The sequence below is a fragment of the Agrobacterium sp. ICMP 6402 genome (genome assembly GCF_009498615.1).
GTDB classification, from domain to species: Bacteria; Pseudomonadota; Alphaproteobacteria; order Rhizobiales; family Rhizobiaceae; genus Agrobacterium; species Agrobacterium burrii.
The window spans coordinates 534,327-552,340 of record NZ_QSNV01000001.1 but is presented as its reverse complement, the minus strand read 5'-3'; the positions used below and the strand labels follow the sequence as shown (position 1 = coordinate 552,340).

General features: G+C 59.9%; 19 protein-coding genes. 11 read left to right on the top strand and 8 right to left on the bottom strand.

All coding sequences use genetic code 11. The features are described from left to right. Nucleotides 1-4 precede the first annotated feature (4 nt). A complete protein-coding gene (locus DXT96_RS02805) occupies nt 5-1,222 on the bottom strand; it encodes an NAD(P)/FAD-dependent oxidoreductase (protein ID WP_371418809.1) in 1,218 nt (405 codons plus the stop codon). Between the two features lie 328 nt (nt 1,223-1,550). Between DXT96_RS02805 and DXT96_RS02800 the strand changes: the two genes are divergently transcribed. Continuing rightward, entirely contained in the window at nt 1,551-1,898 is a 348-nt protein-coding gene (locus DXT96_RS02800; protein WP_149898944.1) for a hypothetical protein, read from the top strand. Nucleotides 1,899-2,036: 138 nt separating this feature from the next. After that, complete coding sequence (locus DXT96_RS02795) at nt 2,037-3,149, top strand: pyridoxal phosphate-dependent aminotransferase (protein ID WP_153513457.1); 1,113 nt, start codon at nt 2,037-2,039, stop codon at nt 3,147-3,149. Between the two features lie 289 nt (nt 3,150-3,438). Here the strand turns inward: DXT96_RS02795 and DXT96_RS02790 are convergent, their stop codons facing one another. Continuing rightward, nucleotides 3,439-3,705 carry a sel1 repeat family protein gene (locus tag DXT96_RS02790; RefSeq protein ID WP_046798706.1) on the bottom strand — a complete coding sequence of 89 codons (267 nt, stop codon included), beginning with the start codon at nt 3,703-3,705 and terminating at the stop codon, nt 3,439-3,441. A 480-nt stretch (nt 3,706-4,185) separates the two neighbouring features. Here DXT96_RS02790 and DXT96_RS02785 point away from each other — a divergent pair, with 480 nt between their 5' ends. The 6 genes from DXT96_RS02785 to DXT96_RS27120 all read left to right on the top strand — a co-directional run bounded on the left by DXT96_RS02785 (nt 4,186) and on the right by DXT96_RS27120 (nt 7,556). Continuing rightward, complete coding sequence (locus DXT96_RS02785; protein WP_153513456.1) at nt 4,186-4,524, top strand: DUF2147 domain-containing protein; 339 nt, start codon at nt 4,186-4,188, stop codon at nt 4,522-4,524. 156 nt (nt 4,525-4,680) lie between these two features. Next, nucleotides 4,681-5,277 carry a hypothetical protein gene (locus tag DXT96_RS02780; RefSeq protein ID WP_153513455.1) on the top strand — a complete coding sequence of 199 codons (597 nt, stop codon included), beginning with the start codon at nt 4,681-4,683 and terminating at the stop codon, nt 5,275-5,277. 159 nt (nt 5,278-5,436) lie between these two features. Next, nucleotides 5,437-5,619, top strand: coding sequence for a hypothetical protein (locus DXT96_RS26875; protein WP_174372822.1), 183 nt, complete (start codon nt 5,437-5,439; stop codon nt 5,617-5,619). A gap of 10 nt (nt 5,620-5,629) precedes the next feature. Then, the gene (locus DXT96_RS26870) at nt 5,630-5,803 is read left to right on the top strand and encodes a hypothetical protein (RefSeq protein ID WP_194287531.1); all 174 of its coding nucleotides are present in this window, start codon (nt 5,630-5,632) and stop codon (nt 5,801-5,803) included. A 103-nt stretch (nt 5,804-5,906) separates the two neighbouring features. Beyond that, nucleotides 5,907-7,412, top strand: a complete 1,506-nt coding sequence (gene amn, locus DXT96_RS02770) for an AMP nucleosidase (protein WP_153513453.1) — start codon at nt 5,907-5,909, stop codon at nt 7,410-7,412. A gap of 60 nt (nt 7,413-7,472) precedes the next feature. Further along, nucleotides 7,473-7,556, top strand: coding sequence for a type II toxin-antitoxin system VapB family antitoxin (locus DXT96_RS27120; RefSeq protein ID WP_369809632.1), 84 nt, complete (start codon nt 7,473-7,475; stop codon nt 7,554-7,556). Nucleotides 7,557-8,144: 588 nt separating this feature from the next. Here the strand turns inward: DXT96_RS27120 and DXT96_RS02755 are convergent. The 3 genes from DXT96_RS02755 to DXT96_RS02745 all read right to left on the bottom strand — a co-directional run bounded on the left by DXT96_RS02755 (nt 8,145) and on the right by DXT96_RS02745 (nt 11,252). After that, nucleotides 8,145-8,615: an OsmC family protein gene (locus tag DXT96_RS02755; protein WP_153513451.1), complete on the bottom strand. Its 471-nt coding sequence runs from the start codon at nt 8,613-8,615 to the stop codon at nt 8,145-8,147. 62 nt (nt 8,616-8,677) lie between these two features. Next, nucleotides 8,678-10,051: an aspartate aminotransferase family protein gene (locus DXT96_RS02750; RefSeq protein WP_153513450.1), complete on the bottom strand. Its 1,374-nt coding sequence runs from the start codon at nt 10,049-10,051 to the stop codon at nt 8,678-8,680. A 292-nt stretch (nt 10,052-10,343) separates the two neighbouring features. Beyond that, nucleotides 10,344-11,252 (bottom strand): diacylglycerol kinase family protein, encoded by a 909-nt coding sequence (locus DXT96_RS02745; protein ID WP_149898934.1) that lies wholly within the window; start codon nt 11,250-11,252, stop codon nt 10,344-10,346. Between the two features lie 235 nt (nt 11,253-11,487). Between DXT96_RS02745 and DXT96_RS02740 the strand changes: the two genes are divergently transcribed. Together DXT96_RS02740 and mgtE are read left to right on the top strand one after the other, a co-directional pair. After that, on the top strand, nt 11,488-12,732 hold the full coding sequence (locus DXT96_RS02740) for an MFS transporter (protein ID WP_153513449.1): 1,245 nt from the start codon (nt 11,488-11,490) through the stop codon (nt 12,730-12,732). A gap of 247 nt (nt 12,733-12,979) precedes the next feature. After that, nucleotides 12,980-14,353: a magnesium transporter gene (mgtE, locus tag DXT96_RS02735; protein ID WP_153513448.1), complete on the top strand. Its 1,374-nt coding sequence runs from the start codon at nt 12,980-12,982 to the stop codon at nt 14,351-14,353. Nucleotides 14,354-14,421: 68 nt separating this feature from the next. Here the strand turns inward: mgtE and DXT96_RS02730 are convergent, their stop codons facing one another. Both DXT96_RS02730 and DXT96_RS02725 read right to left on the bottom strand, forming a co-directional pair. Beyond that, nucleotides 14,422-15,258 (bottom strand): undecaprenyl-diphosphate phosphatase, encoded by an 837-nt coding sequence (locus DXT96_RS02730; protein WP_149898931.1) that lies wholly within the window; start codon nt 15,256-15,258, stop codon nt 14,422-14,424. Nucleotides 15,259-15,378: 120 nt separating this feature from the next. Next, complete coding sequence (locus tag DXT96_RS02725; protein ID WP_149898930.1) at nt 15,379-15,768, bottom strand: helix-turn-helix domain-containing protein; 390 nt, start codon at nt 15,766-15,768, stop codon at nt 15,379-15,381. Between the two features lie 103 nt (nt 15,769-15,871). Between DXT96_RS02725 and DXT96_RS02720 the strand changes: the two genes are divergently transcribed. Then, nucleotides 15,872-16,888 (top strand): zinc-binding alcohol dehydrogenase family protein, encoded by a 1,017-nt coding sequence (locus DXT96_RS02720; RefSeq protein WP_153513447.1) that lies wholly within the window; start codon nt 15,872-15,874, stop codon nt 16,886-16,888. Nucleotides 16,889-16,979: 91 nt separating this feature from the next. Here DXT96_RS02720 and DXT96_RS02715 read toward each other — a convergent pair whose 3' ends face one another. Further along, nucleotides 16,980-17,720, bottom strand: coding sequence for a pentapeptide repeat-containing protein (locus DXT96_RS02715; RefSeq protein ID WP_153513446.1), 741 nt, complete (start codon nt 17,718-17,720; stop codon nt 16,980-16,982). Nucleotides 17,721-18,014 lie beyond the last annotated feature (294 nt).

Here is an 18,014-nt window from a genome sequence, read left to right as displayed (position 1 = left end):
GTCCTCAGGAAAGCAGTAATTTCAGATCGGCGGAGGCGTCCGCCAGGATGGCGCGATCCGGTTCCGCACCGGTATCGAGCAGTTTCTTGCCCGCGACATAGGCCTTGGCATCATTGACGGCATCCACCGCCACGAAACGCCCGTCGCGGAAATACCAGACCGACCAGCTGCCTTCACGGGCGCCGGGGCGCAGTACCGTCTCGTCATAACCGAGATTGAAGCCGGCGATTTGCAGCTTCACCTCATATTGATCCGACCAGAACCAAGGTTTCGCCTCATAGGCGGTTTCAGTCCCGGCAAGCACGACCGCTGTCGCCTCGGCCTGATCGACGGCATTCTGGACCGATTCGAGACGCACATGCTGGTCGCGCCAAGGCAGCAGGGCGCAATCGCCGACCGCGTGAATGTCCCGGTCGGATGTGCGGGTATAGTGATCCACCACAATGCCGTTGCCGACATCGAGGCCCGATTCGCGGGCAAGCCGGTCATTCGGCGTCACGCCGATGCCGACGATGACAAAATCCACATCGAGCGTCGAGCCGTCGGACAATTCGGCGGCGGCCACCCGGCCATCCATGCCGACAAGGCGCACGAGGCCGGTCTTTTCGCGAATGGAAACGCCGTTCGCCTGATGGATGCCGCGCATGATATCGGCGGTTTCTTTCGCCGCCACGCGCTGGAGAATACGGTCGGCCATTTCGATCAGCGTCACATCGAGACCGAGCTTGCGGGCAACCGCGGCCGCTTCAAGGCCAATATAACCGCCGCCGATCACCAGCAGCCTGCGGCCCGGCTTCATCTCTTCCATCAGACGGTCAGCATCGCGCTTGTCGCGAACGGTCAGGACCCCTTCCAGATCGCCACCGATGCTGGCGGGCAACAGGCGCGGTGCTGCCCCGGTTGCCAGCACAAGCTTGTCATAAGCAAGCGTGCTGCCATCCTGCATACGCACCGTTTTGGCCTTGCGGTCGATATCTTCCACCCAGGTGGACAGCCGGATATCGACATTATTGTCCGCGTACCACTCCTGCGGGCGGAACATCAGCCGGTCGAAGCTCATCTCGCCGAGAAGGTATTTTTTGGAGAGCGGCGGCCGCTGGTAGGGATAGGCATCCTCGGAGCCGACGACCGTGATGGGACGCTCATCCTTCAGCGCCCGGAGCTTTGCCGCCAGCGCGAAAGCGGCCTGCCCCGCCCCGACGATTACCAGCCTTCCCGTCACATTCCACTCCCAGACACGAATAGCGACAGGCCGATCCTGCCATGCTCGCGAAGCCATATTACCGGATCAGGCGTAACGCCAAGTACGGCCCGCGTCAACCACGCTGCGACGCCAGCCCGGTGCAAGCATGACACATTATCAGCACAGGCTGCGACACGCCTGCAACCGGACCGAGCCAAGCGCATTCTATCAAAGGAAACATCGGCTTGCGAAACGAAGATTGGCCCATGTCGAGACGGACAACAGACAGTTGCGCGGATTTCCTTCACGACCTGGCAAGGAAGCCGCGTTAAAATCAGCATCAAGAGAGGCAATCCGGGAGGTTGTCATGGCTTTGCATATGGATCCCCGTCAGAACGTCCCGCAGGACGAGAAGTACGAGAAATTTCAGATCGACCGACCCGGCAAGATCACCTTCATCGGGCATCATCTCAGCGCCAGCGACACCCTGCGCTGCCTCGTGCGCACCATTTCCCTTTATGGCGCAGAGATCGAAGTCGGGCCGCATCTGGAAATGCCCGCCAATTTCTATCTGGAAATTCTCGGCATCCGCGATGAGATCGGCTGCACGCTGATCCGCCGGGAAGAGGAAAAGGTCACCATCGGCTTCAACATGCTGATCGATGCCGAATTCCTGCACCATGTGCGCCGGCTGAGCTTCGAGACCAGCGCCTGAGCGGGCACGACGGACGGCACGGGGGCGGAAAAAACTGTTCCAAAACAGTCATTGGATAACCGGGCGCGGCTTGCGTCCGGTTTTTTTGCACCTATTGTGAGCCGGGTTTTCAAACACAGCTACCGGAACTTTCAGCCAATGTCCGCTTTCTCACGCCTTACGCCGCTTGCCGTCTCGCTCCCTTCAACCGTTCCCTTCGTCGGCCCGGAAGCCATCGAGCGGAACCGTGGCCTGAAGATGGAAGCGCGGATCGGCGCCAATGAAAGCGGCTTTGGCCCCGCCCCATCCGTGCTTCTGGCCCTGCGCGATGCGGCGGCTGACACCTGGATGTATAGCGACCCGGAAAATTTCGAATTGAAGGAAGCGCTTGCCATCCATCACGGCGTTGCGCGCGGCAATATCGCCATCGGCAGCGGCGTGGACGGATTGCTGGGTGAGATCGCCCGGCTGATTGTCGAGCCCGGCACGCCTGTTGTGACCTCGTTTGGCGGTTATCCCACCTTCAATTATCATGTGAATGGTTTTGGCGGTAAACTCGTGACCACGCCCTATGTGGACGATCACGAAGACCTTGATGGGCTTCTCGATCTCGTCATCCGCGAAAACGCACCGCTGGTCTATTTCGCCAATCCGGATAATCCGATGGGAAGCTGGTGGGAGGCGAGCGAGGTCGTTGCCTTTGCGCGCGCGCTGCCGGAAACCTGCCTGCTCATTCTGGACGAGGCCTATTGCGAAACCGCGCCCGCCAGCGCCGTGCCGGCGATCGACTCACTGATCGGCCAACCGAACATCCTGCGCATGCGCACCTTCTCAAAGGCCTATGGGCTGGCCGGCGCGCGCGTCGGTTATGCCATCGGCACGCTTGGCAATGTCGAAGCCTTCGACAAGATCCGCAACCATTTCGGCATGGCGCGCATATCTGTCGCCGGCGCCCTCGCGGCACTTAAGGATCAAGCCTATCTGCATGAAGTCGTTGGAAAGATTTCCGCTGCCCGCGATCGCATTTCCGCAATCGCCCGCGACAACGGCCTTGCACCGCTGCCCTCGGCCACCAATTTCGTCACCATCGATTGTCACCGCGACGGCGCTTATGCCCGCGCCATCGTTGATGGATTGATGGAGCATGGCGTGTTCATCCGCATGCCGGGCGTCGCGCCGCTCAACCGCTGCATTCGCGTGAGCGTCGGGCCAGACGACAAGCTCGACCTTTTCGAGCGGGCATTGCCGAAGGTTATCAAGGCGATTGGGTGAGGCGGACGACAGGCTCTCGCTTCCGTCATTGCGGCCTTGAGCCATATGCTGCGAATGCGATTCAAAACCACGCCGCAAACCACTGTTCGCGAATCATTTTCCGTAACCGACATCGCCGGACATAAGAAAACCGCGCCGGCCTTGTTCCTGCCGGTCGCGGTTTGATGTGTCAGCGCAAAAGCTTCTTTTCAAAGCCCTCGCCGCGTTCCCCTTCGGGTTTACTTTCGTTTGCACCGGTCATCGGGACTGGAGGGAGCCGGACCGGAAATTCTGTCGTGGATACGGTGTGTTAGTGCATCGTCATCCAGTCGCGGGCGGCACGCAGCGCTTCGGCCAGTTCCGCCTTCGTCATGTTGCGGGCGAGATCCGCACGCAGCGAGGCTGCTCTTTCCGATCCGCGGATCGCGGCGATGTTGAGCCATTTGTGGGCCGCAACCAGATCCACCGTGCAGCCCCGGCCGGTCGCATAGACCAGGCCGAGATTGCAAAGGGTGTCGGCGCGGGTTTCGCCACCGGCAACTGCCATTTCGATATCGCGAATTTCAAAGCGTGCCATCGTTTTTATCCCTGTCTTCTACCTGTTTCATCAATCGCCTTCTTTATGAGGCTAACCTTCAGAACCGCCGTCTTATGCGGCTTTTTGTCCTTCGGGCCGGCAGGTTTTCCCTGCGCTTTTGATGAGTTCACTATGCCCCAAGCCTTTCAACGGGCGCTTAAAAGGCATGATTAATGGGCCGCAAACAAACTGCAAACGATTGGTAAAATTGGTTTTTTGTTAAATATCACGAGGTGCGGAAATTAAGGACTTTCAGAGGAATTTTACGAAAAGTTTACATCTGGATTTCAACCCTTCGTTCACCACGATCAAAACATCGATTTTCGATTTTCTTCTTTTCCGCCTCCTTGCCCGCCGCAAACGCCGCCCTATGCCCGCAAATTTCTATTTCCTTTTACGTTAACGTAAAATAGTATCCGCCTGCCCGTGCGGAGGACGAAACGGGCAAAGAACAGCGCGACATGCACGGGAGGAGCTTTTATGAAGCGTGTGATGATGATTGCCGCTGCCCTGATGATGGGCAGCAACCTTGCCTTTGCCGCAGAGGCAATCGAGGGCAACTGGAAGACGGCGAGCGGCGAAACCGCCGTGATCGGCCCCTGCGGCGCGGCCTTTTGCGTGACGCTGAAGACCGGCAAACATGCGGGCAAACAGATCGGCAAGCTTTCCGGCAAGGGAAACAGCTATGCCGGTGATATCACCGACCCCGCCAACGACAAGACCTATAGCGGCTCCGGCACCGTTTCCGGTAATTCGCTGAGCATGAAGGGCTGCGTGCTGAAGGTTTTCTGCAAATCGCAGACCTGGACGCGGTTGTAACAGAAGGACGGCGGGCGGGCCTTCGGCTCGCCGCCAGCCAACGCGGCGCGGCATCGGGAGATCTGCCTGTAGTGCGGCCGCGAGCGGACGCCGCGTGGAACATCCCTGATCGTTGATGTATCGTGGCCGCCCAGCCACAGACCAACGAGAGCACGCATGCCCCTCCCCCTTTCGACGATCCTGATTGCCGGCACCTCGCATGTGGGCAAAAGCACCCTAGCCGGTCTTCTGAGTAAAAAGCTCGGCTGTGAGGCGATATCGACCGACAGCCTCGCCCGCCACCCCGGCAGGCCCTGGCCGGGCATACCGGCGCCGGTGGAGGAATATTACGCAGAGCTTTCGGCAGACACGATCCACTGGTTTCTGAAAGTGCATCACCAGAACATCTGGCCGCTGATCCGCTCGATGATCGACAGCAGCTCCAATACCGGCAATCCCGCGATCTTCGAGGGCGCGGCTTTGCGCCCGGAACTTATATCGCCCCTGCTCAGCAACACGGTCGCCGGGGTGTTTCTGCATGCCGGGAATGATTTCCTTCTCAAGCGGATGCGCTCTCACGCCCGATATGACGAGGCAACGGCCAGCCAGCGACGGATCATCGACGCCTTCATCGAGCGCTCGCTGCGGGAGAATACCGAGATGCTGGCGTCGGCGCAGCAACATCACGTGCCGGTTGTCGACGTGACGAAACCGCAAGCACTCGAAACCCTCGTGGCCGATATTGCCGGGCGCGTGACCGCCTCTTTTTCGTGATCAGACGACGGGCGACCGAGGTCTCTCCCGGTGCCATTGCGGCATTAATCTGTCCCGTCACCACCCGTTAACATCCCTGAACACCATATGAACCGGGGTCTCAGGGTCCGTTCAGTCCGAGTATGGCAAAACTCTGTCCATCAACTCCAGTAAAGGGGAATGGACATGACAAAGTTGATCAGCCGGTTGGCAATCTTCGCGTTTCTCATGGCGATCTTCGCCATGTCCTTCGCTTCGCTCGTCGTCAACCCCAACCGCAGTTTCCAGCGGGTGAATGCGGGGGCGGCAATCGCCTGCCAGCACGGCCCGTCGCCTGTCGCCAATTGCCCGGTCGTACTTTGAGGACCGGCCGATGACCCGCACCTTCTCCAATGGCCTGTTCTCCGCCCTGCGGCTGGCGCTGATGGCCACGATCTTTCTCGGCCCGGTGGCGGGACTTGCGGTTTACAAGGCCGATCCCCGCCCGGCATCCAAGGGCGCTGGTTTTGTGCTCTTGATGAGCCTGCAGCGCGGCGCGCTCGGCTGAAATTTCGCCACCCCGTCCTCGCCCCGACCGTATTTTCCGTTTCTTTTCAGCTTCTTCGTATTTCTGTCGCTTGCCTGTCGAAATTGCCCTCTTATAATGGGCCATGACAATAGAAAAACGAACGATTCCGCCCTTCGCCTTTATCAGCCCCGAGCCTTTCGCGCCGCAGTCCTTCACGGACCCGAAAGAAGCAGTCAAGGCTTTGACCGCGCTTTACGAACGCAATACGGCGTTCCTGATCAACTCCTTCACCGACCTTGCCAAGGGCGCGCCGATCGCCGGCCGTTACCGTGCCTGCTATCCGCAGGTCAGCCTTGAGACCGCGACCTTCGGTCATGTCGACTCGCGTCTCTCCTATGGTCACGTCACCGCGCCCGGCGTCTATACGACGACGATCACCCGTCCGGAGCTTTTCCGCCATTATCTTAAGGAACAGCTGGGGCTTCTGATGAAGAACCATAGCGTTCCGGTCACGGTGTCGGAATCGGCCACCCCCATTCCGCTGCATTTCGCTTTCGGCGAAGGCGCTTATGTCGAGGCGGCAGCCGCATCCTCGCTCTCCGACGTGCCGCTGCGCGATCTGTTCGATACGCCCGATCTCAACAATACCGACGATCTCATCGCCAATGGCGAATATGACCAGGTGCCGGGCGAACCCGCGCCGCTGGCGCCCTTTACCGCGCAGCGCATCGACTATTCGCTGGCCCGCCTCAGCCATTATACGGCAACCAGCGCCAGCCATTTCCAGAATTTCGTGCTGTTCACCAACTACCAGTTCTATATCGACGAATTCGCCGCATGGGCGCGGCAGATGATGAAGAATGGCGGCGAAGGCTACACGGCTTTCGTGGAGCCGGGCAACATCATCACCCCCGCCGGTTCCGACAGGCCTGAAACGGACGCCGTGCTCGCCCGCCTGCCGCAGATGCCCGCCTATCACCTGAAGAAGAAGGGCCATGCCGGCATCACGCTCGTCAATATCGGCGTCGGCCCTTCCAACGCCAAGACGATCACCGATCATATCGCCGTGCTGCGCCCGCATGCCTGGCTGATGGTCGGTCATTGTGCCGGCCTGCGTAACAGCCAGCGGCTGGGCGATTATGTTCTGGCGCATGCCTATGTGCGTGAGGACCACGTTCTGGACGACGACCTGCCGGTCTGGGTGCCGATCCCGGCGCTGGCCGAAGTGCAGCTGGCGCTGGAAGGTGCTGTGGCGGAAGTCACGGGTTACGAGGGCTTCGAGCTGAAGCGCATCATGCGCACCGGCACCGTCGCCACCATCGACAACCGCAACTGGGAGCTTCGGGATCAGGCCGGCCCGGTCAAGCGCCTGTCGCAGTCCCGCGCCATAGCACTCGACATGGAATCGGCCACCATCGCGGCCAACGGCTTCCGCTTCCGTGTGCCCTACGGCACCCTGCTCTGTGTCTCGGACAAGCCGTTGCACGGCGAACTGAAACTGCCGGGCATGGCGACGGAGTTTTACCGCACGCAGGTCGCACAGCATCTGCAAATCGGCATCCGCGCAGTACAGAAGCTCGCCGCCATGCCGACGGAAACGCTGCATTCGCGCAAACTTCGAAGCTTTTACGAGACGGCGTTCCAGTAAGATTGCGCATCCTCGCCCCTCAAGGTGTCGGTGTTGGTTCCTTCACCTTGAGGCGTTGCAATGCGAATAATGATCGATCTGGATGACGCACTGATCGCAGAGATCATGGAAATTACCGGTCTATCCGATGCTCAAGGCGGTTGAAACGGCCTTGAGAGAATTTGTCCGGATACATCAGCAGAGACGTGCGCTCGATGAACTGCGGGGCATTGGCTGGGAAGGCAATCTCGGTGAAATCCGCGATCGTTGGAGCACCGATGAAGCCTAGCGGATGAAGGCAGACGGGAGCCGTCATCCAGCGGCGCGACCCACTGCTGCTCGGTTTAAATCTCGAGACAGGCTGCCTTGCATTGAAGTTGATCGCAAAGTGGGCGCGTTTTCTCGGCGTTTTCCTTGGGACGAGCCTACGGCTGTCCGGTTTGAATTTTCGAGCACCGTCTATGGCATTGATTTTTAATGCTGTTCAGACGCATTACATCGTTCGGACACGAATGAAATATTGGGGTCATCCGATGAATGGCAAATCCAGCCAATCACTCTGACGTCATTCCTCGGGCCTGTCCCGAGGATCTGCAACCGATTGATTTTGTTGACGTGTTTAGATCCTTGGGACAAGCCCAAGGATGACGCCGGAGCTTCATCTAAACCGCACGGCGGTGAGCAGGCGCGAGAATGATGACGAGTGTTAAGGAAGCAGTTCAGCAGCTCGCCAGAAACGGCTGACCGCACTTCCTAAACGGTTTTCACCGTTCCCTCCACCCGCACCGGGAAATTCACCGACCGTGCGATGAAGCACTTATCATGCGCATCATGGTGCAGTTCGTCCGCGCGGGCGGGGTCGCCTTTCGAGATGGTGATGACCGGTTTCAGTACCACTTCGCTGAATTGCCCCGCGCCGTCCTTTTCCATGACAAGCGTGCCTTCGGCATTGTCGACATAGTCTTCGACGATGATGCCGTTGACGGAGCAGAAATGCAGGTACCAGAGCTTGTGGCAGGCCGATAGCGAGGCGACCAGCAGGTCTTCCGGGTTCCAGCGGGAGGGATCACCACGGAAAGCGGGGTCTGAGGAACCGGCGATGTCGGCTTTTCCCGCCGTGGAAATCGTGTAGTCGCGTTCATAATCGCGATAGCCAGACGTGCCCTTGCCGCGATTGCCGGTCCATTTCACCTGCACGGCGTAGTGATGTTCCTGTCCTGCCATTATCATTCCTCCCTTGGAACCTTTTTTCGCATTTCCTGACGGAAACCCGGTGTCCATTTTTCCTAGAAATGCTCTCGCATATCACGCACGTGATCGAGCCCCTTGCGCAGCGTGTCGATGATCTCATCCACTTCCGAGCGGCTGATTGTCAGCGCCGGCGAGGCCAGCATACGGTCGCCGGTGGCGCGCATGACAAGGCCGTTTGCCAGGCAATGGTTGCGCACGGCGGTACCGATGTCATCCGGCTTGGCGAAACGCCTGCGGGTCGCCTTGTCGGCCGTTATCTGCAGGCCGCCCATCAGGCCGACGTTGACAGCTTCCCCCACCAGTTCGTGGTCGGTGAGACTTTTCCAGCCTTCAGAAAAATAAGGGCCGATATCGTCACGCACACGCTCCACCAACCGCTCATCCTCGATGATGCGGAGATTTTCCAGCGCAGCAGTGGCGCAGACGGGATGGCCGGAATAGGTGAAACCGTGGTTGAAGTCGCCGACTTCTGACAACATCACTTGCGCCACCCGGTCGGAAACGATGACGCCACCGATCGGCAGATAACCGGATGACAGGCCCTTGGCGACGGGCGCGAAATCCGGCTCCACGCCGAAATGCTGGTAACCGAACCAGGAGCCGAGGCGGCCGAAGCCGCAGATCACCTCGTCGGAGACGAGCAGGATATTGCGTGCCTTGCAGATGCGGGCGATTTCCGGCCAGTAAGTTTCCGGCGGCACGATGACGCCACCTGCCCCCTGAATGGGTTCGGCGACAAAGGCGGCGACATTTTCCTCGCCGAGTTCATCGATTTTCGCATCTAGTTCGCGGGCCACTTTCAGGCCGAATTCAGCGGGCGAAAGATCGCCACCCTCGGCATACCAATAGGGCTGGCCAATATGGGCAACGCCCTCGATCGGCAGATTGCCCTGCTCGTGCATCCACTTCATGCCACCGAGCGAGGCGCCGGCCACCGTCGAGCCGTGATAGCCGTTGCGGCGGGCAATGACCTTCGTTTTCGTCGGATGGCCGAGCGCCTTCCAGTAGACCCGCGCCATGCGGAACCAGGTGTCGGTGGCCTCCGAACCGGAATTGGTGAAGAACACATGGTTCATGTCAGGCCCGGCGCGCGAGGCGATCTTCTGCGCCAGAAGCGTTGCCGGCGGTGTGGTCGTTCCGAAAAACGCGTTGTAATAGGGCAGCTCGTTCATCTGCCTCTGAACGACATCGGCGATTTCACGGCGTCCGTAGCCTATATTCACGCACCAGAGGCCGGCAAAGGCGTCAAGGTATTTCTTGCCGGTGCTGTCATAGATGAACACCCCTTCGGCTCGCTCGATGATGCGGGTGCCGGCGGCGTTCAACTTGCCCATGTCGGAAAACGGATGAAGGTGATGGGCGGCATCGATGGCGGCGAGGTTGGATATCGGCTTGGAGACTTCATTCATGACAGTTCGCACTCCCGCAAAGACGACGGCGCTGACGCTACCGCGCAACCGAACATGGCCGGGCGGCTTTGATTTGGCAAGGCTGGTGGTTTTCAGGGGTCAGCATGAACGAGCGGATGCGGCTGGGTTTCTTCTCCCCGAGGGGGAGAAGGTGGCCCGAAGGGTCGGATGAGGGGGCGACGCCAGCGATAGACCGAGAGCTTGCCCCCTCATCCCGCTGCCGCGACCTTCTCCTCAGCGGGGAGAAGAAACAAGCGGCGCGCTCCCAATCCAAACGCACTCCGGTCACGCGCTACGCGAAAAAAGCCCGCCCCACCAGCACCTTCAACTCGCCGGCGTGAACCTCCAGCGCCACATCCCGCTCCATCGGCAGCAATTCGCCATCGATGACGCAGCGCACATCGTGGCGCTTTTTCGGAAAATGCAGCTCCACATCCGTGACCGTCATGGCGGTGACGGCAGCATTTTCCTTCAGCCTGCCGCGCAGGATGTCGAAAACGAGCTTAGCTACGCCGGAGGGGCGTAGCGGGTCCGTGAGATAGAAACCGAGATGGCCACCCGACACACTATCCGCCACCAACAGCGAATTCTGGCCAAATTCATTGTTGGAGACGGAAATGGCAGAGACCTTACGATGCTGGGTTTCACCATTGACGGTATATTCCACCTCGAAGACCGGCGGATTGAGGATGACGCTGATGGCGGCGCGAATGCTTGCCTTGATCTTTCCGAGACGGGAGGCGAAAGCGAGATTGTTGCGGTAGCGCACCATGCGCGAATGCAGGCCGGCGGAAAACTGGTGGACGAAAAGGCGGCCATTGGCGCTGGCTATATCCACGCTGGCGATCTCGCCATTCGCCAGCGTTTCCAGCGCGAGGCGAATGTCGAGCGGCAGTTTCAGCGAGCGGGCAAACAGGTTCATGGTGCCGGCCGGCACGATGCCAAGTGCAATGCCCTGTTTCCAGGCAATGCCGGCGGCGGCCGAAATGGTGCCATCGCCACCGCCGGCGATAATGCCTTCAATATCAGGCTCATCGGCGGCGCGTTGCATTTCCTCGACAATGTCTTTTCCGGAAACCAAACGGCAATCGATCGTGTGCCCGGCACGGGAAAAGACTGCGTGGGCGTGTTCGCAATAGGCATCCATATCCGTGGTGCGAAAGGTGCCGCCGTCACGATTGAAAATTGCGATGAGCTTCATGTTTCCAACCTGATCCTGTGAGGCAGCCGCGCGTAAATGCCTGGGGTTATATAGGGTTCCAAACACCATCGCGTGAAGATGCTCTTTTGCCGAGAATCGCTCTACCGCAACGCGTCATTTCATGTTAGAGGTCACTTAAGGTCATTTTCATGACCGCGCATCTCCAGTCAGGGCAGACCGCTCCCATACGGTCTTGCCCTTTTTTCTGTTGGGTACTCCCCCTTCTCAGGTCACCATGAGCCAGTCGAAAATTTCCGAAGCCCACCCCGCAGCGGAGAATGAAACCGTTTACACGGACGCTCCGGCCGTGGCGCTGTCGCCGCTTGCCATCGCGCTTATAGAACTGGCTCTGGCCGCCGGCGGCTTCGGCATCGGCACCGGCGAATTCGCCATTATGGGCCTCTTGCCTGACGTTGCCACGACCTATGGTGTGACGGTGCCGCAGGCGGGTTATGTCATCACCGCCTATGCGCTTGGTGTCGTCATCGGTGCACCGATCATCGCGGTTCTTGCGGCGCGCATGACGCGGCGCGCTTTGCTCCTCGGCCTGATGGGTCTTTTTGCGGCCGGCAATATCCTGAGCGCCATCGCACCGGATTTTTTGAGCTTTACAGTGCTGCGCTTCATCACCGGCCTGCCGCATGGCGCCTATTTCGGCGTTGCCGCGCTGGTGGCGGCCTCCATGGCGCCGATCCATAAACGCGCCCGCGCCGTCGGCCGCGTCATGCTCGGCCTCACCATCGCCACGCTGCTCGGCACACCGCTCGCCACCTTCTTCGGCCAGCTGCTGTCCTGGCGCGCCGCCTTCATGCTGGTCGGCGGCATAGCGCTACTCACCGTCGCCCTGTTGTGGCTGTTCCAGCCGCGTGACCGGGTGGAGGAAGGTGCAAGCGTCTGGCGCGAACTCGGCGCTTTCCGCCGCGTGCAGGTGTGGCTGACGCTTGCCATAGCCTCCGTCGGTTTCGGCGGCATGTTCTCGGTGTTCAGCTATATCGCCAAGACCACCACTGATGTGGCGATGATGCCGGTTTCCACCGTTTCCATGGTGCTGGCGCTGTTCGGCATCGGCATGAATGTCGGCAATGTGGTCGGCTCGCGGTTGGCCGATATCTCGCTCAACGGCACGATTGGCGGCATCCTGGCCTTTAACGTGCTTGTCATGGTCCTGTTCGGCATGACCGCGCATGATCCTTTCATGCTCTGCCTCTGCGTCTTCCTGATCGGCTGCGGTTTTGCCGCGTGCCCCGCCGTGCAGACGCGGCTGATGGATGTGGCGCAGGATGCCCAGACGCTGGCCGCCGCCTCCAACCATTCCGCCTTCAACATCGCCAACGCACTCGGCGCATGGCTCGGCGGGCTCGTGATTTCCATGGGCTTCGGTTATGCCTCAACCGGTTATGTCGGCGCGGTTTTGTCCCTTCTCGGGCTTGGGGTTTTCCTCGTTTCCGTCACCGTCGAGCGGCGCGAAAAGGCGGCCTGAACCGGCCGCATCGAAGCTTACGGAAAATTCACAATCGGGCGCTTGACTCTTTTTTGTTTCAGGCGCAACACGGCTTTACGCGCAGGCCGACCGGCCCAGCGCGGATTTCAACGGAGCATCATTAGATGTCTAGCGACAGTAGCAGTCGATTGCCTTTGCCGAGAGCGGTGAACGTGAACTGATCCGACGCTGTCGGCTCACCACCGCGTTCGCCGTTATCGGCGAATCGACGGAAAGGTGAGCAATCATGAACTTCCACAACCTCTCCCAGAGGGCCAGCAAGGCCGCACGTCTTCTTCGTAGCGGAAATGCCGGCTCCACCACCATTGCCGAACGCGTCGAGCACCTCAACACGCTTGATGTCGGCGATGCCGCAACCGCCCTCCTCGCCATGCCGCAGGCAAAGGCCGTCGCCATTCTCGACCGGCCCGAACTGCATGGCGCAGCCGCCATCATCGCCCATATTCCTGTCGAACAGGCTGCCCGCTTCGTCAACCTGATGTCTGACGACCGCGTTGCCGACGTCATGGCGGAAATGGCCGAAGAACCGCGCGCAAAGCTGTTTGCAAGGCTGGACCGCACGACGGCTCTCTCCATCAAGCACCTGATGGGTTATCCGCCGCGCACCGCCGGCTCGATCATGACCACGGAGTTCGTCAGCGTGCCTGATGACTGGACGGTGGAACAGACCCTTTCGCACATCCGCGTCGTCGAGCGGTCGCGTGAAACGGTCTATGCCATCTATGTGCTGGCGCAGGACGGAACGCTTTCGACCGTGGTGACGCTGCGCCGCCTGCTGACCGGCGAAGCCGGCGCCTCCATCCTCTCCGTCGCATCGAAGGAAGGCATCGTCTGCGCCGGTCCGATGATGTCGCAGGAGGATGTCGCCCGGCTGATCCGCAAACACGACCTTCTGGCGCTGCCCGTCGTCGATGACCACTCGCATATTCTCGGCATCGTCACCGTTGACGACGTGATCGACACCATGATCGCCGACACTACGGAAGACGCCCACAAGTTCGGCGGTATGGAAGCGCTGGGCAAGCCCTATATGACGATCGGCTTCCCGGACATGATCCGCAAGCGCGCGGGCTGGCTCGCAGCACTCTTCCTCGGTGAGATGCTGACGGCAAGCGCCATGCAGCATTTCGAGGGTGAGCTGGAAAAGGCCGTGGTGCTGACGCTGTTCATTCCGCTCATCATGTCTTCGGGCGGTAACTCCGGTTCGCAGGCCACCTCGCTCATCATTCGGGCGCTGGCGCTTGGCGAACTGAAGCTTTCCGACTGGTGGCGGGTGCTGCTGCGGGAAATTCCGACGGGTCTGACGCTTGGCTGCATTCTGGGCGCCATCGGCTTCCTGCGCCTGACGGTCTGGCAACAGGCCGGGTTTTATGACTACGGGGACCACTGGCTACTGGTGGGCGCCACCGTGTTTTCGGCACTTGTCGGCATCGTCACCTTCGGTTCGCTTGCAGGCTCCATGCTGCCCTTCATCCTGCAGCGCCTGCGTCTCGACCCCGCCAGCGCCTCTGCACCCTTCGTCGCCACGCTGGTGGATGTCAGCGGCCTCGTCATCTACTTCTCGGTGGCGCTGGTGATCCTCAGCGGCACATTGCTTTAAAAGACAAAAGGCCCGCTTTTCCGAGCGGGCCTTTTCATTTGCGGAATGCGCCTGCGCGCAAGTGCTCATCACCCGCCGGCGCTGATGACGCCCGTTCCCAGAAGCGCAAGCAGGATGAAGCCGATGACCACGCGATACCAGACGAAGGGCATATAGCTCTTGGTGGAGACCAGCTTGAGGAAGACGACAATCACCGCATAACCGACAATGAAGGCGATCAGGGTCGCGAGACCTGTTGGCCCCCAGCCGACCGGATTGTCTTCACCGATGCTTTTGAAGAGCTGGTAGAAGCCGGAGCCGAAGACGGCGGGAACGGCGAGCAGGAAGGAATAACGGGCTGCCGCTTCGCGGGTATAGCCGAGCAGCAGGCCGGCGCTGATGGTGCCGCCCGAGCGCGAGACGCCGGGGATGAGCGCCATGGCCTGCGCAAAACCGAACAGGATGCCGTCGCGCCAGATCAGCTGGTTCAGCTTGTAGCGCTTCTCACCGATCCTGTCGGCAATGCCGAGAACGATGCCGAAGACGATCAGCATCACGGCGGTGATATAGAGGTTGCGCAGCGAATGCTCGATGGCGTCCTTGAAGAACAGGCCAAGAAACACGATCGGCACCGAACCGACGATGATCAGCCAACCGAGCCGGGCATCGGCCTTGTCATAGGGGCCGAGGCGAAGGTTCTGCCTTAGCCAGGCGGCGGCGATCCGCATGATATCGGACCAGAAATAGACCAGTACTGCCATTTCCGTGCCGATTTGCGTAATCGCGGTGAAGGCGGCGCCCGGATCGGTGCCGGAGGGGAGAAACTCCCCGGCGATGCGCAGATGCGCGCTTGAAGAAACCGGAAGAAACTCCGTAAGCCCTTGCAAAAGGCCGAGAAACCCGGCCTCCATCCAACCCATGCTCATGTGCTTTGATGTCCCTGCTGCGAATCACGATGGCAGCATTATGCATTAATCGGGGCAAATGCATGTTGCATCGCACCATCCCGAGCATTGAGAGCGGCACGTGGTTTTACCCGTGATTTTTCAGGCGGCCTTTTCCGCGGCCTGCGGAAGCTGTGTGTATTTCGCGCCGTTCTTGCAGACGACATGGGCGTCACCCCAGCTTTTCAGCGCCGAAATCACCGGCTTCATGGTGTCGCCAAGCGGTGTCAGCGCGTAATCCACACGTGGCGGCACCACCGGGAAGACGGTGCGCGAAATCAGGCCCGCCTCTTCCAGTTCGCGCAGCTGCTTGGTCAGCATGCGCTGGGTGACACTTGGAATGTGGCGGCGCAACTCGTTGAAGCGCAGAACGCCTTCGTTGATGAGGTGATAAAGGATCACGCCTTTCCATTTGCCATCGAGAAAGCTCAAAGCCGATTCCACCGGGCAGCCGGGGAAATTGCCTGTCAGCTTGGCGCGCGGTCGCGACATCACAGTATCCTTTTTGTATGTATCATCACAAAATGTGCATTCTTGCGATCGATGTTCATATGTATCAAGTAAGAGGCACGCAAACAAGCAAAGGAGACTGTTCATGCGCGCCATCGGTTACAAGACGAACTTGCCCATCACCGCAAAGGATGCGCTTGTCGATATCGACCTGCCGCAGCCGGAGGCGAAGGGGCACGATATTCTGGTGGAGGTGAAGGCGGTTTCGGTCAATCCCGTTGACACCAAGGTGCGCCGCAATCAGCCGCCGGAAAATGGTGCTGCCCGCGTGCTTGGCTTCGACGCTGCGGGCGTGGTGAGGGCCGTCGGCGACAAGGTCTCGCTGTTCAAGCCGGGCGACGAGGTGTTTTACGCCGGTGTCATCAACCGTCCCGGTTCCAACAGCGAATTCCATCTGGTCGATGAGCGCATTGTGGGCGCAAAGCCGACATCGCTGAATTTCGAGGAAGCCGCCGCCCTGCCGCTGACCGCAATCACCGCTTACGAGACACTGTTTGACCGGCTGCGGGTGAAGGAGCCGGTTCCGGGTGCCGCAAATGCCGTTCTGGTCATCGGTGGCGCCGGTGGCGTCGGCTCGATCGCCATTCAGCTTTTGCGCGCGCTGACGGACCTTACCGTCATCGCCACGGCGTCAAGGCCGGACACGATGGCGTGGGCAAAGGAACTGGGGGCGCATCACGTCATCGATCACAGCAAGCCGATTGCTCCGCAGGTGGAAGCACTTGGCCTCGGCGCGCCGGGCTTTGTCTTCTCCACCACCCATAGCGACATTCACGCCGCCGACAGCGTGGCGGCCATTGCGCCACAGGGCCGGTTCGCGCTGATCGACGATCCGGCCGGCGGTTTCGACGTCATGGCCTTCAAGCGCAAATGCGTATCGATCCATTGGGAAATGATGTTTGCCCGCGCCGTGTTTGAGACGCCAGACATGATCGAGCAGCACAAGCTGCTGAACCACGTTGCGCAACTGGTCGATGGCGGCAAGATCAAGACGACGCTGACGGAAGTCTTTGGCACCATCAATGCAGCAAATCTCATCAAGGCGCATGCGCTGATCGAGAGCAACAAGGCCAAGGGCAAGATCGTGCTTTCGGGCTTCTGATCGACGCGACGGCGCGTCCGCATGTGCGGGCGCGCCAATTCCGCCCTGTGCCTCTGCCACGCGCGAAAAATCTCGCGTGGCTTTCTCTTTATCAGTCGTCGTCCGGATCTTCCGGGCATGGCCATGATGCGGGCGTGGTCAGGCCGCTCGGCAATTTTGTCTTGGCGTCGCCGCAGGCAATATCGACCTGCCTTTGCTCCAGCCCCGTCGCGGTGGAAAGATCGAGCCCCTCGATACGCGTCAGGAGCAGGAAGGCACTGGTGAAATCCACCGGCCCGCCAAGTGTCGCGCCGCCGAAGCGGGCGCGCGACAGGTTCGTGAGGGAAAATTTCGAGCCGTTCAGCGTTGCACCCTCGAAATCGGCGCGCCCGAGTTCGGCCTTGGTGAAATCCGTGCCGTCAAGCTTGGTTTTTTCGAACTTGGTGCGCTGCATTTCGGCGTTGATAAATTTCGCATTGGTGGCGTCGGCGGCGCTAAAGTCGCTGCGATAAGCTTCCACCTTGGTCAGATTGGCGCCCTGCAGGTTCGCCTCCCCCAGCGCCGTGCGGATGAGTTTCGCCTTTTCAAGATTGGCGCCCTTCATCGAAGAGCCGCGCAGGTCGGTATAGGTGAAGTCTGTGCCGTAAAGCATCGCCGAATCGAGATTGCTGCCGCCCAGCATCAAAAGGCGCTTGTTGCATTCGCGCCAGTCTATGCCGGCCATGGCATCGGTGCGGCAGCTGGCAGCCACCAGCGGACCGCCGCTCAGCGAAACGGCAATAACCACGCCGGCCGCCAAAGCGGCACCAAACCTTGTCTTCCGCACGATATTCAGCTTCTGAACGCCGGACATTCTCTTACTCCCTGCCACCGGAGCGACGGCACAAACTTGAGCCGCCCCTGGGGACCATATGCACATTCAAGGCGTTACCGCATTTCCATTCCGCATTCCACGGGCCAGTTGACGGCAGGACACCCCAACATCCTATATGTAAGAAATCGAAGAGCAATCCACAAATAGGCAGGGGGCAAAGAGGCTGTGGATGTCTTTTTGCCATCATGCCGAAAACGCCTTCTTCCAGCCGGACCACACGTTGGGTTTAATCAATGCAGGCCCTCAACCCAAGCACGACGTCATCCTCGAGCC

Excerpts from the sequence above, each read along its gene's own strand:
- DXT96_RS02800 (WP_149898944.1), top strand. The coding sequence starts at position 1,551 with ATGGCTTTGCATATGGATCCCCGTCAGAACGTCCCGCAGGACGAGAAG.
- DXT96_RS02795 (WP_153513457.1), top strand. The coding sequence starts at position 2,037 with ATGTCCGCTTTCTCACGCCTTACGCCGCTTGCCGTCTCGCTCCCTTCA.
- DXT96_RS02790 (WP_046798706.1), bottom strand. The coding sequence starts at position 3,705 with ATGGCACGCTTTGAAATTCGCGATATCGAAATGGCAGTTGCCGGTGGC.
- DXT96_RS02785 (WP_153513456.1), top strand. The coding sequence starts at position 4,186 with ATGAAGCGTGTGATGATGATTGCCGCTGCCCTGATGATGGGCAGCAAC.
- DXT96_RS02780 (WP_153513455.1), top strand. The coding sequence starts at position 4,681 with ATGCCCCTCCCCCTTTCGACGATCCTGATTGCCGGCACCTCGCATGTG.
- DXT96_RS26875 (WP_174372822.1), top strand. The coding sequence starts at position 5,437 with ATGGACATGACAAAGTTGATCAGCCGGTTGGCAATCTTCGCGTTTCTC.
- DXT96_RS26870 (WP_194287531.1), top strand. The coding sequence starts at position 5,630 with ATGACCCGCACCTTCTCCAATGGCCTGTTCTCCGCCCTGCGGCTGGCG.
- amn (WP_153513453.1), top strand. The coding sequence starts at position 5,907 with ATGACAATAGAAAAACGAACGATTCCGCCCTTCGCCTTTATCAGCCCC.
- DXT96_RS27120 (WP_369809632.1), top strand. The coding sequence starts at position 7,473 with ATGCGAATAATGATCGATCTGGATGACGCACTGATCGCAGAGATCATG.
- DXT96_RS02755 (WP_153513451.1), bottom strand. The coding sequence starts at position 8,615 with ATGGCAGGACAGGAACATCACTACGCCGTGCAGGTGAAATGGACCGGC.
- DXT96_RS02750 (WP_153513450.1), bottom strand. The coding sequence starts at position 10,051 with ATGAATGAAGTCTCCAAGCCGATATCCAACCTCGCCGCCATCGATGCC.
- DXT96_RS02745 (WP_149898934.1), bottom strand. The coding sequence starts at position 11,252 with ATGAAGCTCATCGCAATTTTCAATCGTGACGGCGGCACCTTTCGCACC.
- DXT96_RS02740 (WP_153513449.1), top strand. The coding sequence starts at position 11,488 with ATGAGCCAGTCGAAAATTTCCGAAGCCCACCCCGCAGCGGAGAATGAA.
- mgtE (WP_153513448.1), top strand. The coding sequence starts at position 12,980 with ATGAACTTCCACAACCTCTCCCAGAGGGCCAGCAAGGCCGCACGTCTT.
- DXT96_RS02730 (WP_149898931.1), bottom strand. The coding sequence starts at position 15,258 with ATGAGCATGGGTTGGATGGAGGCCGGGTTTCTCGGCCTTTTGCAAGGG.
- DXT96_RS02725 (WP_149898930.1), bottom strand. The coding sequence starts at position 15,768 with ATGTCGCGACCGCGCGCCAAGCTGACAGGCAATTTCCCCGGCTGCCCG.
- DXT96_RS02720 (WP_153513447.1), top strand. The coding sequence starts at position 15,872 with ATGCGCGCCATCGGTTACAAGACGAACTTGCCCATCACCGCAAAGGAT.
- DXT96_RS02715 (WP_153513446.1), bottom strand. The coding sequence starts at position 17,720 with ATGTCCGGCGTTCAGAAGCTGAATATCGTGCGGAAGACAAGGTTTGGT.